Source organism: Streptomyces lichenis (assembly GCF_023218175.1).
Classification (GTDB): Bacteria; Actinomycetota; Actinomycetes; order Streptomycetales; family Streptomycetaceae; genus Streptomyces; species Streptomyces lichenis.
In genome coordinates, this window is sequence record NZ_JALPTH010000002.1 from 111,064 (window position 1) to 126,532 (window position 15,469).

At 71.9% G+C, this 15,469-nt stretch carries 14 protein-coding genes and 1 pseudogene; 7 read left to right on the top strand and 8 right to left on the bottom strand.

The features are described 5' to 3' along the window. Nucleotides 1-149 precede the first annotated feature (149 nt). The 4 genes from M1O15_RS02195 (at nt 150) to pknB (ending at nt 6,868) form a co-directional block, all read left to right on the top strand. Nucleotides 150-1,670 (top strand): Stp1/IreP family PP2C-type Ser/Thr phosphatase, encoded by a 1,521-nt coding sequence (locus tag M1O15_RS02195; protein ID WP_248631436.1) that lies wholly within the window; start codon nt 150-152, stop codon nt 1,668-1,670. Nucleotides 1,671-1,698: 28 nt separating this feature from the next. Further along, a complete protein-coding gene (locus tag M1O15_RS02200; protein ID WP_248631437.1) occupies nt 1,699-3,123 on the top strand; it encodes an FtsW/RodA/SpoVE family cell cycle protein in 1,425 nt (474 codons plus the stop codon). Next, nucleotides 3,120-4,583 (top strand): peptidoglycan D,D-transpeptidase FtsI family protein, encoded by a 1,464-nt coding sequence (locus tag M1O15_RS02205; protein ID WP_248631438.1) that lies wholly within the window; start codon nt 3,120-3,122, stop codon nt 4,581-4,583. The genes M1O15_RS02200 and M1O15_RS02205 overlap by 4 nt, the downstream gene beginning before the upstream one ends. A gap of 206 nt (nt 4,584-4,789) precedes the next feature. Continuing rightward, entirely contained in the window at nt 4,790-6,868 is a 2,079-nt protein-coding gene (gene pknB, locus M1O15_RS02210) for a Stk1 family PASTA domain-containing Ser/Thr kinase (protein ID WP_248631439.1), read from the top strand. A gap of 77 nt (nt 6,869-6,945) precedes the next feature. On the opposite strand, the gene M1O15_RS02215 is transcribed toward pknB, so the two are convergent. The 5 genes from M1O15_RS02215 to M1O15_RS02235 form a co-directional block, all read right to left on the bottom strand. Continuing rightward, a complete protein-coding gene (locus M1O15_RS02215) occupies nt 6,946-7,641 on the bottom strand; it encodes a class E sortase (protein WP_248631440.1) in 696 nt (231 codons plus the stop codon). A 23-nt stretch (nt 7,642-7,664) separates the two neighbouring features. Beyond that, complete coding sequence (locus M1O15_RS02220; protein ID WP_372499336.1) at nt 7,665-8,825, bottom strand: class E sortase; 1,161 nt, start codon at nt 8,823-8,825, stop codon at nt 7,665-7,667. Continuing rightward, nucleotides 8,822-9,460, bottom strand: a complete 639-nt coding sequence (locus M1O15_RS02225; protein ID WP_248631441.1) for an aminodeoxychorismate/anthranilate synthase component II — start codon at nt 9,458-9,460, stop codon at nt 8,822-8,824. The genes M1O15_RS02220 and M1O15_RS02225 overlap by 4 nt, the downstream gene beginning before the upstream one ends. Further along, nucleotides 9,457-9,618, bottom strand: a complete 162-nt coding sequence (locus tag M1O15_RS02230; protein ID WP_189549781.1) for a hypothetical protein — start codon at nt 9,616-9,618, stop codon at nt 9,457-9,459. Before M1O15_RS02230 ends, M1O15_RS02225 begins: the two co-directional genes overlap by 4 nt. Nucleotides 9,619-9,701: 83 nt before the next feature. Then, complete coding sequence (locus tag M1O15_RS02235) at nt 9,702-10,493, bottom strand: DUF881 domain-containing protein (protein ID WP_248631442.1); 792 nt, start codon at nt 10,491-10,493, stop codon at nt 9,702-9,704. Nucleotides 10,494-10,629: 136 nt separating this feature from the next. On the opposite strand from M1O15_RS02235, the gene crgA reads away from it, so the two are divergent. Then, nucleotides 10,630-10,887 carry a cell division protein CrgA gene (gene crgA, locus M1O15_RS02240; RefSeq protein ID WP_248631443.1) on the top strand — a complete coding sequence of 86 codons (258 nt, stop codon included), beginning with the start codon at nt 10,630-10,632 and terminating at the stop codon, nt 10,885-10,887. A gap of 293 nt (nt 10,888-11,180) precedes the next feature. Here crgA and M1O15_RS02245 read toward each other — a convergent pair whose 3' ends face one another. Together M1O15_RS02245 and M1O15_RS02250 are read right to left on the bottom strand one after the other, a co-directional pair. Then, nucleotides 11,181-12,038 carry a rhomboid family intramembrane serine protease gene (locus M1O15_RS02245; protein WP_248631444.1) on the bottom strand — a complete coding sequence of 286 codons (858 nt, stop codon included), beginning with the start codon at nt 12,036-12,038 and terminating at the stop codon, nt 11,181-11,183. Nucleotides 12,039-12,262: 224 nt separating this feature from the next. Then, nucleotides 12,263-12,796: a peptidylprolyl isomerase gene (locus M1O15_RS02250; protein ID WP_248631445.1), complete on the bottom strand. Its 534-nt coding sequence runs from the start codon at nt 12,794-12,796 to the stop codon at nt 12,263-12,265. 334 nt (nt 12,797-13,130) lie between these two features. On the opposite strand from M1O15_RS02250, the gene M1O15_RS02255 reads away from it, so the two are divergent. Further along, entirely contained in the window at nt 13,131-13,805 is a 675-nt protein-coding gene (locus M1O15_RS02255) for a DUF5324 family protein (RefSeq protein WP_248631446.1), read from the top strand. Nucleotides 13,806-14,004: 199 nt separating this feature from the next. On the opposite strand, the gene M1O15_RS02260 is transcribed toward M1O15_RS02255, so the two are convergent. Further along, nucleotides 14,005-14,475 (bottom strand): DUF6344 domain-containing protein, encoded by a 471-nt coding sequence (locus M1O15_RS02260; protein WP_248631447.1) that lies wholly within the window; start codon nt 14,473-14,475, stop codon nt 14,005-14,007. A 230-nt stretch (nt 14,476-14,705) separates the two neighbouring features. Here M1O15_RS02260 and M1O15_RS02265 point away from each other — a divergent pair. Further along, nucleotides 14,706-15,299, top strand: a pseudogene (locus M1O15_RS02265) (DUF8817 family protein); the annotation flags it as partial. Nucleotides 15,300-15,469 lie beyond the last annotated feature (170 nt).

The following is a 15,469-nucleotide window of genomic DNA, read 5'->3' on the forward strand; positions in this document are numbered from 1 at the left end:
AGGCGCGAGCGGAGCGAGCGAGCCGCAGCTGAGCCGGCCGGCGTGACCCGTCCCGCGGGCGGCACCGGCACCGGCCACCGGCTCCCGACCGGAGGGTGGGCAGTGTGGCGCGAGACCGGCTGTACCCGGAGCCGACTGGCGAGGTGCGCATGAGTCTGTCACTGCGCTTCGCCGCCGGATCGCACAAGGGCATGATCCGCGAGGGCAACGAGGACTCCGGCTACGCCGGTCCCCGGCTGCTCGCGATCGCCGACGGCATGGGCGGCCAGGCCGCCGGCGAGGTCGCCTCCTCCGAGGTGATCTCCACGCTGGTCACGCTCGACGACGACGTGCCCGGCAGCGACCTGCTCACCTCGCTCGGCACCGCGGTGCAGCGGGCCAACGAGCAGCTGCGGCTGATGGTCGAGGAGGACCCGCAGCTGGAGGGCATGGGCACCACGCTCACCGCCCTGCTGTGGACCGGTCAGCGCCTCGGCCTGGTGCATGTCGGCGACTCCCGCGCCTATCTGCTGCGGGACGGCGTCCTCACCCAGATCACCCAGGACCACACCTGGGTGCAGCGGCTGGTGGACGAGGGCCGGATCACCGAGGAGGAGGCCACCACCCACCCGCAGCGCGCCCTGCTGATGCGCGCGCTGGGCAGCGCCGACCATGTCGAGGCGGACCTGTCCATCCGCGAGGTGCGGGCCGGCGACCGCTATCTGATCTGCTCCGACGGCCTGTCCGGCGTGGTCTCCCACCAGACGATGGAGGAGACCCTCGCCAGCTACCAGGGCCCGCAGGAGACCGTCCAGGACCTGATCCAGCTCGCCCTGCGCGGCGGCGGCCCGGACAACATCACCGTGATCATCGCTGATGTGCTGGACACCGACGGCGGGGACACCCTGGCCGGGCAGCTCAGCGACACCCCGGTGGTCGTCGGCGCGGTCGCCGAGACGCAGACCCAGCTCGGCGACGACGGCGCCATGCAGACCCCGGCCGGCCGCGCCTCCGGGCTGGGCCGCCAGGCGCCCCCGCCGGCCCCCCGGGGCAACTTCGGCCCGCCCGGCAGCGGCGAGGACCTCGGCTACGGCGGGATGCCGCCGCAGGACGGCTTCGAGTCGTACTCCGAGGAGGACTTCCACAAGAAGCGCGGCGGCCGCAGGTGGCTGAAGAGATCGTTCTACGCGGTCCTCGCGCTCGCCGTGGTCGGCGGCGCCCTGTACGGCGGCTGGCGCTGGACGCAGACCCAGTTCTACGTCGGCACCAAGGACGAGCATGTCGCGCTCTACCGCGGCATCAGCCAGGACCTGGCGTGGTTCTCGCTCTCCGAGGTGGAGAAGGACCACCCCGAGATCGAACTCAAGTACCTCCCGGACTACCAGCGCAAGCAGGTCGAGGAGACCATCGCCGGCGGCAGCCTCGCCAAGGCGCAGGACAAGGTCGACGCGCTCGGTCTCCAGGCGTCCGCCTGCCGCAAGCAGGAGGAGCGCCGGGAGGCCGGCGAGCGGGCCGCGAGCACCCCGCCGCCCGGCGAGGGCCAGGCGGGCGGCATCACCGGTCTGCCCCAGGCCCCGAGCCCCTCGCCGTCCCCGTCGCCCAAGCCCAGCACCAGCACGCCCCCTCCGAGCCCGGGCCCCACCCTCTCGGACGAGGAGCAGAAGCTGGCCCCGAACTGCGGCAAGAGCTAACGCACCCGTAGGGGGGCCTTTCACCACCATGAGCGTTGTCACCAACACGACCACCATCGGCGCGATCGATCTGCCGAGCCGCCGCAACACCGAGCTGGCGCTGCTCGGCTTCGCCGTCGCCATCCCGGTGTTCGCGTACCTGAACGTGGGCCTCGCCCTGGACGGCAAGGTCCCCGCCGGGATGCTCGGCTACGGGATCGGGCTCGGCCTGCTGGCCGGGATCGCGCATCTGCTGGTGCGGCGGTTCGCCCGGTACGCCGACCCGCTGCTGCTGCCGCTGGCGACCCTGCTCAACGGCCTCGGCCTGGTGCTGATCTGGCGGCTGGACCAGTCCCCGCGGCTGATCTCCACCTCCAAGCGGGTCTACGGCAGCTTCAGCCCGGACGCCCCCACCCAGCTGCTGTACTCGGCGATGGGCGTGGCGCTCTTCCTCGGCGTGCTGGTCCTGCTCAAGGACCACCGGGTGCTCCAGCGCTACACCTACATCTCGATGATGGCCGCCATCGTCCTGCTGCTGCTGCCGCTGGTGCCGGGGCTCGGCACCGACAGCTTCGGCGCCAAGATCTGGATCCGGGTGGCCGGCTTCTCCATCCAGCCCGGCGAGTTCGCCAAGATCATCATCGCGGTGTTCTTCTCCGGCTACCTGATGGTGAAGCGGGACGCGCTGGCGCTGGCCAGCCGCCGCTTCATGGGGCTGTACCTGCCGCGCGGCCGCGACCTCGGCCCGATCCTGATGATCTGGGCCGTCAGCCTGCTGATCCTGGTCTTCGAGAACGACCTCGGCACCTCGCTGCTGTTCTTCGGCATGTTCGTGGTCATGCTGTACGTCGCCACCGAGCGCACCAGCTGGATCGTGATGGGCCTGCTGATGGCCGTCGGCGGCGCGGTCGGCGTGGCCTCCTTCGCCGGCCACGTCCAGTCCCGGGTGGACGCCTGGGCGGACCCGTTCGGCTCCTGCTACGCGGACTCCAACGCCTGCCAGCAGATGGCGCAGGTGCTGCTGTCCTTCGGCTCCGGCGGCACCCTGGGCACCGGCCTCGGCCAGGGCGACTCCGACCTGATCGGCTTCGCCGCCAACTCCGACTTCATCTTCGCCACCGTCGGCGAGGAGCTGGGCCTCACCGGGGTGATGGCCTTCCTGCTGCTGTACGGGCTGATCGTGGAGCGCGGCATCCGCACCGCGCTGGCCGCCCGCGACCCGTTCGGCAAGCTGCTGGCGACCGGCCTGTCCGGCGCCTTCGCGCTCCAGGTCTTCGTCGTCGCCGGCGGCGTGATGGGGCTCATCCCGCTGACCGGTATGACCATGCCGTTCCTCGCCTACGGCGGCTCCTCGGTGATCGCCAACTGGGCGCTGATCGCCATCCTCATCCGTATCAGCGACACCGCGCGCCGCCCCGCCCCGGCGCCCGCCCCGTCACCCGACGCCGAGATGACCCAGGTGGTCCGCCCGTGAACAAGCCGCTGCGCCATATCGCGATCTTCTGCGGGCTGCTCGTCCTCGCCCTGCTCGTCCGGGACAACTGGGTCCAGTACGTCCGCGCCGACGAGCTCAGCTCGCACAAGTACAACCAGCGGGTGGTCATCGAGCGGTACGCCAGCCCGCGCGGCAACATCGTGGTGGACGGCAAGCCGATCACCGGCTCGGTGAGGACGGACTCCAACTACTTCGTCTACAAGCGCACCTACAGCGACGGGGCGATGTGGGCCCCGGTCACCGGGTACGCCTCCCAGGCGTTCGGCGCCAACCAGATCGAGAAGCTGGAAGACGGCATCCTCACCGGCAACGACGACCAGCTGTTCTTCGACCGCACCCTGGCCATGTTCACGGGTGAGAAGAAGAAGGGCGGCGATGTCATCACCACCCTCAACGGGGCCGCCCAGCGGGCCGCGTTCAAGGGGCTCGGTGACAAGAAGGGCGCGGTCGCCGCGATCGAGCCGTCCACCGGCAAGATCCTCGCCCTGGTCTCCACCCCGTCCTACGACCCCTCGTCCTTCGCCGCCGGCTTCTCCCAGGAGGAGGCCGGCAACTTCCAGCGGCTGGACAAGGACAAGGACAAGCCCATGCTCAACCGGGCGCTGCGCGAGATCTACCCGCCCGGGTCCACGTTCAAGGTGCTCACCGCCGCCGCCGCGCTGGAGAACGGCGTGGTCAAGGACATCGACGCGCCGACCGACACCCCCGAGCCGTACATCCTGCCCGGCACCCGCATCCCGATGAAGAACCACGCCTCCGGCTGCGAGAACGCCTCGCTCAACCAGGCGCTGGAGGTGTCCTGCAACTCGGTGTTCGCCAAGCTCGGCGACGCGGTCGGGCGGGACAAGATGGTGGAGATGGCCGAGAAGTTCGGCTTCAACAACCCGGAGATCGACACCCCGGTCCGGGCCGCCGCCTCCGTCTACGACAAGACCATGTCCCGGGACGGCAACGCCCAGTCCTCCATCGGCCAGTTCAACACCGCCACCACGCCCCTCCAGATGGCGATGGTGACGGCCGCGATCGCCAACGACGGCAAGCTGATGAAGCCGTACATGGTGGACGAGCTGCGCTCCCCCGACGTCGACCTGCTGGAGAAGCACGAGCCGGAGGAGATGGACCGGCCGATGTCCGCGGAGACCGCCCAGCTGGTGCAGCGGATGATGGAGAACGTCGTCGAGAACGGCACCGGCAAGAGCGCCGGCATCGAGGGCGCCAGGGTCGGCGGCAAGACCGGCACCGCGCAGCACGGCGAGCAGAACAAGGCCCGCCCGTACGCCTGGTTCATCTCCTACGCCAAGACCGACCAGGGCTCCCCGGTGGCGGTCGCCGTCATCGTCGAGGACTCCTCCGCCGTCGCCCGTGAGGACATCAGCGGCGGCGGCCTGGCCGGCCCCATCGCCAAGGACGTGATGAAGGCGGTGCTCGACGGCAAGTGACGGCGCCCGTCGGGGCGTGAGCCCCGGAAGGCGGCGCGACGTACCACCCCGGCGCCCGGTCCGCACCCGCGTGTACCGGTCCCGTATCAGGTGGCGGCCACGGACGGGCCGGCCGGCCGCGGCCGGTAGCGTATGCCCGGACAGCACACCGCCGGACCACACACAGGGGTGCGCGGTCGGGACTGACGGAGAGGGCTGGATCAGTTATGGAAGAGCCGCGTCGCCTCGGCGGCCGGTACGAGCTGGGCTCGGTGCTCGGCCGCGGTGGCATGGCGGAGGTCTACCTCGCCCACGACACCCGGCTCGGCCGCACCGTCGCCGTGAAGACGCTCCGGGCCGACCTCGCCCGCGACCCGTCCTTCCAGGCCCGGTTCCGCCGTGAGGCCCAGTCGGCCGCCTCGCTCAACCACCCGGCGATCGTCGCGGTCTACGACACCGGCGAGGACTACGTCGACAACATCTCCATCCCGTACATCGTGATGGAGTACGTCGACGGCTCCACCCTCCGGGAGCTGCTGCACTCGGGCCGCAAGCTGCTGCCCGAGCGGTCGATGGAGATGACCGTCGGCATCCTCCAGGCGCTGGAGTACTCGCACCGGGCCGGCATCGTGCACCGCGACATCAAGCCGGCCAACGTGATGCTGACCCGCACCGGCCAGGTCAAGGTCATGGACTTCGGCATCGCCCGCGCGATGGGCGACGCCGGGATGACGATGACCCAGACCTCCGCGGTCATCGGCACCGCCCAGTACCTCTCCCCCGAGCAGGCCAAGGGCGAGCAGGTGGACGCCCGGTCCGACCTGTACTCCACCGGCTGCCTGCTGTACGAGCTGCTGACCGTGCGTCCGCCGTTCGTCGGCGACTCCCCGGTGGCCGTCGCGTACCAGCACGTACGCGAGGAGCCGCAGCCGCCGAGCAACTTCGACCCCGAGATCACGCCCGAGATGGACGCCATCGTCCTCAAGGCGCTGGTCAAGGACCCCGACTACCGCTACCAGTCGGCCGACGAGATGCGCGCCGACATCGAGGCCTGCCTCGACGGCCAGCCGGTGGCCGCGACCGCCGCGCTCGGCGTCCCGGCCGGCTACGGCGGCTACGGCCACGACGAGGGCCAGGGCGCCGACCCGGCGGGCCAGACCTCGATGCTGCCCCCGATGAACCCGGACGACGGCGGCTTCGGCTACGACGAGCGGGGCCGCCGCCGGCAGAAGAAGTCCAACACCTCGACCATCCTGCTGGTGCTGGCCGGGATCATGGTGCTGGTCGGCGCGATCCTGATCGGCCGGGTCGTCTTCAACAGCGACGACGGCGGCGGCGGTGGCGGCAGCGAGCAGATCAGCGTGCCCCAGGTGGTCGGCAAGCCGCTGGCCCAGGCCCGCTCGCAGGCCGAGACCGCGGGCGTCAAGCTCCAGGAGAACGGCACCGACCGCTGCGACCAGCCCAAGGGCTCGGTCTGCTCCCAGACGCCCGAGTCCGGGACGATGGACAAGGGCGAGACCATCACGGTGGTGGTCTCCGAGGGCTCGCCCAAGGTCCAGGTGCCCAATGTGATGGAGCAGTCGCAGCAGACGGCCACCCAGAACCTCAAGGCGCAGGGCTTCGACGTCAGCGTGGAGCAGAAGGAGTCCGACGCGGACCCGGGCGAGGTCATCGAGCAGAGCCCGGAGGGCGGCACCGAGGCCGAGAAGGGCAGCGAGGTCGTCATCACCATCTCGCGGCAGGCCCGGGAGACGGTCCCGGCGGTCACCGGTTCGCAGTTCGACGCGGCCAAGAGCCAGCTGGAGACGCTGGGCTTTGAAGTGGCCCGCTCGGACGTGGACTCCGACAAGCCGGCCGGCGAGGTCACCGCCCAGGACCCGCGGGGCAACTCCCGCGCCCCCAAGGGCAGCAAGGTCACCCTCCAGGTGTCCAAGGGCCCGCAGACGCCCACGCCCACCCAGAAGCCGGTGCCGAACGTCGTCCCGCAGCGGCTCGGGCAGGCCAAGCAGACCCTCCAGCAGGCCGGTTTCACCAACGTCCAGGTCGCCCCGGGCTGCCCGGCCGACGACAACGCCCTCGTCACCGGCAGCGACCCGCAGGCCGGGACGCAGGTCGACCCGGCGGCCACCACGGTCACGCTGACCACCCTGGGCTGCCAGGGCGGCGGCAACGGGGGCCAGAACGGCGGCCAGGACGGCGGTCAGAACGGCGGCAACGGCGGCCAGGACGGTGGCAACGGGGACGGGGACGGGGGCATCAACCTCTTCGGCGGCCCCTCCGCGGTCGTCTCCCGCGAGGTCCGCTGACGGACACCTGAGAGCCCCGGCACCCGCCGAATGCGGACGCCGGGGCTCTGCCGTTCCCCGAAACAGCGGACGGGCCGTCAGGAGGCGCGCAGCTCCTCGGGCGGGGTGCGGTCCGCGTCCACCTTCTCGGTGCGCTCCAGCTCGCCCCAGACGATGTAGCGGTAGTCCGAGGTGTAGACCGGGGTGCAGGTCGTCAGGGTGATGTAGCGGCCGGGCGCGGTCCTGCCGGACTCCTTGGGCACCGGCCGCAGCACCTCGGTGTTGTACTTCGAGGTCTCCGGCAGCGTCTTGTAGACCTTGTAGACGAACCAGGTGTCCCGGGTCTCGAAGACGATCGCGTCCCCGTCGCGCAGCTTGTGGATGTTGTGGAACTTGGCGCCGTGCCCGTCGCGGTGCGCGGCCAGGGTGAAGTTGCCCTGCGGGTCCTTGGGTAGGGCGGAGGCGAGCGGGTCGGTGTAGTAGCCGGCCACGCCGTCGTTGAGGATCTCCGGGGTGGTGCCCTTGCGGACCAGCACCTCGCCGCCGCCCATCGCCGGTACGTGCAGGAAGCCGATGCCCTCTCCGGTGTCCAGGGCGCCCGGCCCGGCGGCGGGGCCCTCGGCCGCCCAGCTGTCGCGGACCCGGTCGCCCTGGCGGCCGGCCTCCCGGTCGGCCAGGACGTTGGTCCACCACAGCGAGTAGACGACGAACAGCCCCATCAGCACCCCCGCCGTGATCAGCAGTTCGCCGAAGACGCTGACGGCGCCGGCGATCCGGTTGCGCGCACGTGCCACTACATCTGTCCCGTCTCGAATCGTCAGCTCACGAGCGCGTCCGGTTTGCCCTTGCTGCGCGGCCGTTCCTCGACCATCTTGCCCCACACGATCATGCGGTACGTACTGGTGAACTCCGGGGTGCAGGTGGTCAGGGTGAGGTAGCGGCCGGGGCCGGTGAAGCCGGAGCCCGCGGGCACCGGGTCGATGACCGAGACGTCGGACGGCTCGGTCTGCGGCAGGATGCTCGCCATCTCGTAGGTGTAGTACGTGTCCTGGGTCTCGACCACGATCGGGTCGCCCGGGCGCAGCCGGTTGATGTAGCGGAACGGCTCGCCGTGGGTGTTGCGGTGGCCGGCGACGGCGAAGTTGCCCTGGCGGTCGGAGGGCATCGCGGTCCTCAGCCGGCCCTCGGCGTAGTGGCCGACCATGCCGCGGTCCAGGACGCGTTCCTTGTCGATGCCCTCGGCGATCGGCACCACCACGTCCAGCGTCGGCAGGTACATGATGGCGAAGCCCTGGCCGGGTTCGAAGGCGCCCGGCTTGCGGCCCTCGGCCCAGGCGTTCTCGATGCCCCTCTTGGCCTGGTCCGCCTGGATGCCCGCGCGGACGTTGGTCCACCAGAGCTGGTACGTGACGAAGAGCAGCATCACCACCCCGAAGGTGATGAACAGCTCGCCCGCCACCCGGCTGGCCACCACGCCCACGCTGTCCTTGCGGGCGCGGGCGGCCCTGCGCGCCTCCACCCGGGTCAGCGGGCGCCCGCCGCCCCCGGCCGCTCCCGGGGCCGCCGAGTGCCGTCCGGCGGATCTCCCCCCGCCGGGGGCGGCCCGGTGGCCGGCGCCGCGTCTGCCGCGGGCCTTGGCCGCCCGGCGGCGCTCGGCGCGGCCCCCGGTGGCCGGGGGCTCGGGGCTGCTGGTCCGCGGGGGCGGGGCCTCCGGGGGCAGCGGCCCGGGGAGGCGGCCGCGCGCCCCGTCCCGTTCCGCCCGGAGCCGTGGCCGCGCGGGCTCGGCGGGCTCGACGCGCTCTGTTCGCGCCGTCCGGTCCCGTGGCGCGGCCTGCTCGGGTGGTCCCGGCTGCTCCGGCAGGTTGGCCGCCCGGAACCAGGGCGAGTGGTGGCCGCCCGGCTCACCGCCGCCCGATTCCGTACCGCCGCCGCCCGGTCCCGTACCGCCGCCGTGTCCCGGGCGGCGCGGGGTGGTCACGCGACGGCCTTGCCCACCACCGGCGCGAGCCCTGCCGACCGGGCGACCGCGCCGGTGTCGCCGCACTGGGCGAGCCAGTTGGCGAGCATCAGGTGCCCGTGCTCGGTGAGCACGGACTCGGGGTGGAACTGCACGCCCTCCACCGGCAGATCGCGGTGGCGCAGCCCCATGATGATGCCGTCCTCGGTGCGCGCGGTGACCTCCAACGCGGCCGGCAGCGCCGCGGGCTCGGCGGCCAGCGAGTGGTAGCGGGTGGCGGTGAACGGGGAGGGCAGCGAGGCGAAGACGCCCTGCCCGCCGTGGACGACGGGGGAGGTCTTGCCGTGCAGCAGCTGCGGCGCCCGGTCGACCACTCCGCCGTACGCCACCGCCATCGACTGCATGCCGAGGCAGACGCCGAAGACGGGCACCCCGGTGTCGGCGCAGTGCCGGACCATGTCCACGCAGACCCCGGCCTCCTCGGGGATGCCGGGGCCCGGGGAGAGCAGCACCCCGTCGAAGCCGTCCTGCGCGTGGTGGACCTCGACCTCGTCGTTCCGCCGGACCTCGCACTCGGCGCCGAGCTGGTAGAGGTACTGGACCAGGTTGAAGACGAAGCTGTCGTAGTTGTCGACGACGAGAATGCGCGCGCTCACTGACCGTCCACCGTCACATCGTTGAACGGAAGCAGAGGCTCCGCCCAGGGGAACACATACTGGAAGAGCACATAGACGACCGCCAGGGCCAGGACGAGCGAGATCAGCGCCCGTACCCACGCGTTGCCCGGCAGGTGCCGCCAGATCCAGCCGTACATGCCGTCCGCCGGTCCTTCCTCGCTGCTCTTCGCCGCTGCTGTCGGAGACCAGAGTACGGGGCGCGGGAGTTGGCGGGGGGTGGCTACGGGGAGCCGGTGGCGCCCGAGGGGCCGGAGGGCCGGGCGTGGTGGAGGTCGACCGCGCCCGAGTAGCCGGGCAGCGAGACCTCGTCGTGGTCGTCGACCTTCCAGCCGAGCCCGTAGGCCTTCACGTACAGCAGGTAGTTCCGTACGGCGGTGGAGCCGTCCAGCGCCTTCTGGAGGTCGCCGGTGTCCCCGACGGCGGTGATCTTGTACGGGGGTGAGTAGACCCGCCCCTGGAGGATCAGGGTGTTGCCCACGCACCGCACGGCGCTGGTGGAGATCAGCCGCTGGTCCATCACGCGGATGCCCTTGGCGCCGCCCTTCCAGAGCGCGTTGACCACGGCCTGGAGGTCCTGCTGGTGGATGACCAGGTCGTTGGCCTGGGGCTCGGGGTAGCCGGGCGCGGCCTGCGCGTCGGGCGGGGCGTCGTCGAGGGTGACGGTCAGGCCGTCGCCGGAGACCTCGGTGGTGCCGGCGGCCTCCTCCAGGGCACGCAGCCGGGCGTCCTCGGCGCGGGTGCCGCCGGCGTCGCGCCGGGCGAGGGCATCCACCTCCTCCCGTACCGCCGCGGTGGTCTCGTCCAGCCGTCCGTTCTTGTGGCTGCGCTCGCGGATGAGGTCGGACAGCTTCAGCAGCGAGTCGTCGGTGCGGAGGTTGGTGCCCTTGGCGGTGTTGAAGCTGGTGACGAAGATCAGTCCGGCGAGGGCGAAGACGGCAGCGGTGAGCAGCCGGACCGGCCGCAGGCGGCGTCGCCGGGCCGGTTCGGGGGGAGCGCCGGGGGAAGTGCTCAACGTACCCTTATCTCCTTCAGCACCGCGGAAGCACTACGCTAACGGACGCCCGGACGAGGCGGCTGTCCCGCTCGCTTCCCCGGCGCAGCCCACGTCCCCCGCGCGGTCACGCAGCGCATCGACAGGAGAGCTCCTCGTGCCGAAGTCACGTATCCGCAAGAAGGCCGACTTCACCCCGCCGCCGGCCGCGAAGCAGGCCACCGCCATCAAGCTGACCAACCGCAGCTGGGTGGCCCCGGTGATGCTGGCGCTGTTCGCCATCGGCCTGGCCTGGATCGTCGTGTTCTATGTGACGGACGGCTCGCTGCCGCTGGAGTCGCTGCGGAACTGGAACATCGTGGTCGGCTTCGGCTTCATCGCGGGTGGCTTCGCCGTCTCGACCCAGTGGAAGTAGCGCGGTCGGCACACCGGTCGCAACGCACGGTCCGGGGTCTCCCGTCAAGCCTTGCCCATGGTTATCCACAGCGTTGTACACAGGTCGTGGATAGGTAGGAAGATCTGTGGATAACTCCCATCGCGTTGACGTCGGCGCGATGGGAGGGCGAGCGCGCCCTCGGCCCGCTCCGGCGGTGAAATCGCAGGTCAGCGCGGATCCGTACAGCTGTTCCGCACACGGGGCGCAAGGTCGAACACATATTGTGGACAAGGGTGGGGACAACCGGGCCGGGCCCGGGCGGAAAGGCCCGCTCAGCTGAGCGCGGAGGTCCGCAGCACCATCAGCAGCACGGAGAGGGCGAGCACCGCCCCGCAGGTGCCCCACTGCACCAGGCCCCGGCGCTCGCGCGGTCCGTTGATCATCGCGTAGGAGATCAGCACCCCCGCCACCAGGCCGCCGATATGCGCCTGCCAGGCGATGTTCTCCCAGAAGAACGTGATCACCAGGTTGAGCGCCACCAGGGCGAGGACCGGCCGCAGATCCCGGTCGAGCCGCCGCAGCAGGACGACGGTGGCGCCGAGCAGTCCGTAGACCGCCCCGGAGGCTCCCAGCGAGGACTGGTTCTGGGCGGCGAGCAGATAGGTCAGCGCCCCGCCGGCCAGCCCGGACAGCAGATAGAGCACCAGGAAGCGGACCCGCCCCAGCTGCTCCTCCAGCCCCACCCCGAGGAACCACAGCAGCAGCATGTTCCCCGCGATGTGCCAGATCTGCTCGTGCAGGAACATGCTGCTGAGCAGGCGGTACCACTCGCCGTCGGCGACGCCCACCACCCGGCCCAGGGCCGGGTCGAAGGCCAGCCCGATGAGCACCGTCTCGTCGATGAACCGGGGGACGATCTGCGCCACCAGGAAGACCAGCAGATTGGCGCCGATGAGGAGATGGGTGACCAGGTGCGGGTCCCCGCCGGTGATCCGGCCGCCGGCGAGGGTGCGCGGCTGGTCGGCGGTACGGGAGTGGCCGGTGCCGCCCCCGCCGCGCACGCAGTCGGGGCACTGGAAGCCCACCGACGCGTCGACCATGCAGTCGGTGCAGATCGGCCGCTCGCACCGGGCGCAGCGGATCCCCGTCTCCGCGCCCGGGTGGCGGTAGCAGTGCGGCACCTCGCTCATGCAAGCCCCCTGCTCATGCGAGCCCCCTTGTCGGCCGGCGGTCCCGGCGGTGGTCGGCCGGCGGTCCCGGCGGGTCCGGACGGGACGCCCCTGTCGTCACGGGGCACCCCCGGTCAGTGCGGCGCCCCGCCCCTCCTTACGGACGGGCGGGGCGGAAAGGTTCCCCGCGTCCACCCGCCGTTGACGTGCGGCGGCCGCGGGAGCCCGGGGAGAGGCGGCGGGGGTCAGCCCTGGCGCTTCTCGATCACCACCGACTCGATGACCACGTCGTTCACCGGGCGGTCGGTGCGCGGGTTGGTCTGGGCGCCGGCGATGGCGTCCACGACCTTCTTGCCCTCCTCGTTCACCACCTCGCCGAAGATGGTGTGCTTCCCGGTCAGCCAGGTGGTGGGGGCGACGGTGATGAAGAACTGCGAACCGTTGGTGCCCGGGCCGGCGTTGGCCATGGCCAGCAGGTACGGCTTGTTGAAGGACAGCTCCGGGTGGAACTCGTCACCGAACTCGTAGCCGGGGCCGCCGGTGCCGTTGCCCAGCGGGTCCCCGCCCTGGATCATGAAGCCGCTGATGACGCGGTGGAAGACCGTGCCGTCGTAGAGGCGGTCGTTCGACTTCTTGCCGGTGGCCGGGTGCGTCCACTCCCGCTCGCCCTGCGCGAGCTCGACGAAGTTCTTGACCGTCTTGGGCGCGTGGTTCGGCAGGAGCCGCACCTCGATGTCGCCGTGATTGGTCTTCAGGGTGGCGTAAAGGTTCTCGGCCACGATGTGCCTTCCGTAAGTCTGCTCTGACGACTACCGATCCTCGCACGGAAGACGGCGGCGCGGGCAGGGCAGCACGCCCGGCGGCGGACCCGGCGGCCGGCGGCGGCGTACAGGGGCGCGGACATGGCGGTGCGCCCGGCGGCCGGAGCGGCTGCGGGCGTGCGGAGGAAAGGCGTGCGGAAAGGCGTGGGGGCCGGGAGGCCGGAGGGCTGTACGGGGGAAGGGGATGCCCCGGATGCCGCCGTACCGCATGCCGAGGTCAGGGTCGGCAGGCATGATTTCGAGGAGGACGGATACGCGAGTACCTACCCCGCCACCGAGGAGGAGGAAAGCCGTGACCCGCAAGGACAGCGTGCGCGCCGCGACCAATTCGGCGAAAGACAGCGTGCGGCACGCCGCGGAAGTGGTGGCGCCCTACGCCGGAACGGCAAAGGACACAGCCGCGCAGTACGCGCATGAGGCCCGCGTCAAGGTAGCGCCGAAGGTGTCGAAGGCCGCTCACCAGGCACGTGTGCAGTACGACGCGTATGTCGCGCCGAAGGTGCCGCCGGAGCTCGGCGACGCCGCGCAGCGTGCGGTGGTCAAGACCCGCCGGGCGGCCAAGCAGGCCGCCGACTACACCGTGCCGCGGGTGGAGCAGGCGGTCGCCGCGACCGCTCCGGCCCGCGAGGAGGCCGCGGCCCGCTCGCTCGCCACGCTGGCGGCGCTCCGCGGACAGGTGTCGGCCAAGGACATCCAGAAGCTGGTGCGGAAGAACGAGCGCCGAGGTCGCGCCGGACGCGTCCTCAAGGGGCTCGCGCTCTTCGGGGCGCTGGCGGGCGGTGCCTTCGCCGCCTGGAAGTGGTGGGACAAGCAGGCCAACCCGGACTGGCTGGTCGAGCCGCCGGCGCCCACCGAGGTCTCCGACCGCGCCCCGCTCACCTCGGTCGACGGCACCGGCGCGGAGGCGCTGGACCCCGAGGTCGAGGCCAAGCAGGCCGAGGCCGACGCGGACGACAAGCGTCCCTGACCGCTCCACGCGGTCGGATACCGGCCGGTCGCCTTCGGTTCGTCGCGGACTCCGGTCCGCACGTTCCGGGCGGCCGGCCGAGTCATGTCCGGGGCCGGCGCCATGAGGCACGGGACGGGGGTGCGGCGGAGGGTCGCTGTCGCGGCGGCCGGGATGGTTTCACGTGAAACACGCACCGGCTCGGCCAGTGGGAGGCGGCTCACGCCGCGAGGGCGAGGTCGGCGAGGTCCATCCCGGCGGGCAGCGGGGCGACGGCCGGGAGGTGGCGTACCGAGGGGGAGGAGCCGTGTGCCTCGGCCCGGATGCGCTGCTTGATGGTGGGGGGCAGGGAGCGGTCCCGGGTGCCGGGGCTTCCGGCGGATGCCGACGGGACGCAGGAGGTCGAGGCGCTGCCGCTCGCCGTACGTCCGAGCCTCATGTCGACCGGGGTGAGCGCGTCGGCCCTCCGGTCGGCCCCCCTGGGCGGCGCGGTCGTCCCTCCCTCCGGGCGCGGCTCCGCGACGGCGGCCTCGGCGGTCGCCGGGGCGGTGGGGGCGCCGGTGGTCACCGCGCCGCCGGTGATCGCCGAGCGGCGGGTGAGGCCGACGGCGGAGAGGACAGGGGAGAGGATCGCGGACAGCAGGGTGAGGAAGGCGGTCCAGAACTGCGCGGCCTTCGTGGTGGCGGCCATGGTCCCTCGCTTTCGTGTCGGGTTTTCGGGGTCTCCGGGTCCGTCCGGAGTCGGTAGTTCGGGTTGGGCGATCTACATACCTTTCTCATGATGTGTACGCACCTTCAGAAGGCACGGACCGACGCCACCGCGCGGCAGATCTTCTGATGAACACCACTCGTTCGGCTCAGCTCCCCGAGTTGCGGCCTCTGCCCGGGCATGCAGATCCGCCCTATTCCGCGACTTCCCCGAAGGGGTACGACCCGGCCGCGTCCTACTCGGGTTGCTATGTGCTGACCGAGGACGTGGACGGGCTGCACGCGGCCTTCCGGGCCGGCCTGAAGGCGGCGTACGGGCGGATACCGAACCGGGGGCTGCCGCGGATCGGCCCGGTGAAGGACATGTCGTACGGGGTGCGGCAGTTCCTGATGACCGACCCGGCCGGCAACAGCATCCGGGTGGGGCAGCCGATCAGTGGCGATCCGAGCATGCGCCCGGTGCCCAGGGGGCCGTTCGAGCGGGCGCTGCACCTGGCCGACCTGTTCACCGACTCCAAGGAGGACCTGGCGGGCGCGGTGAGGGTCATCGACCGGGTACTGCCGCCGGAGCACGACCACGCGCCCCGGCCCGGCGGCCCGGACCCCTCACCCGTACAGCATCTGCGGCTGCTGGTGCTCCGCGCCGATCTCGCCGAGCGCCTCGGGGACGCCCCGCTGGCGGCCCGGCTGGCGGCCCGCGCCGCCGCGCTCCCGCTCGGCGACCTGGACGGGCCGGACGGTCCGGGTGAGGAGGAGCGCGCGGCGGCTCGCGACAGCCTGGCCCGGCTGGCCGAGCTCACCCGGTAGCCACCGCGCGAGCCACCGGCGCCGGAAGGCGGCTGCGACGGCCGGCGCTTGAGGCGGTCGGCGGCGGTCTGGGCGAGCCGGACAGCTCCAGGGTGCCCGCGGCGTCGGCGGCCCGGGCTGGCCGGGCGGCACACCCCGGGGGTGTACCGGCCGCTCGCGGATGGCTTATG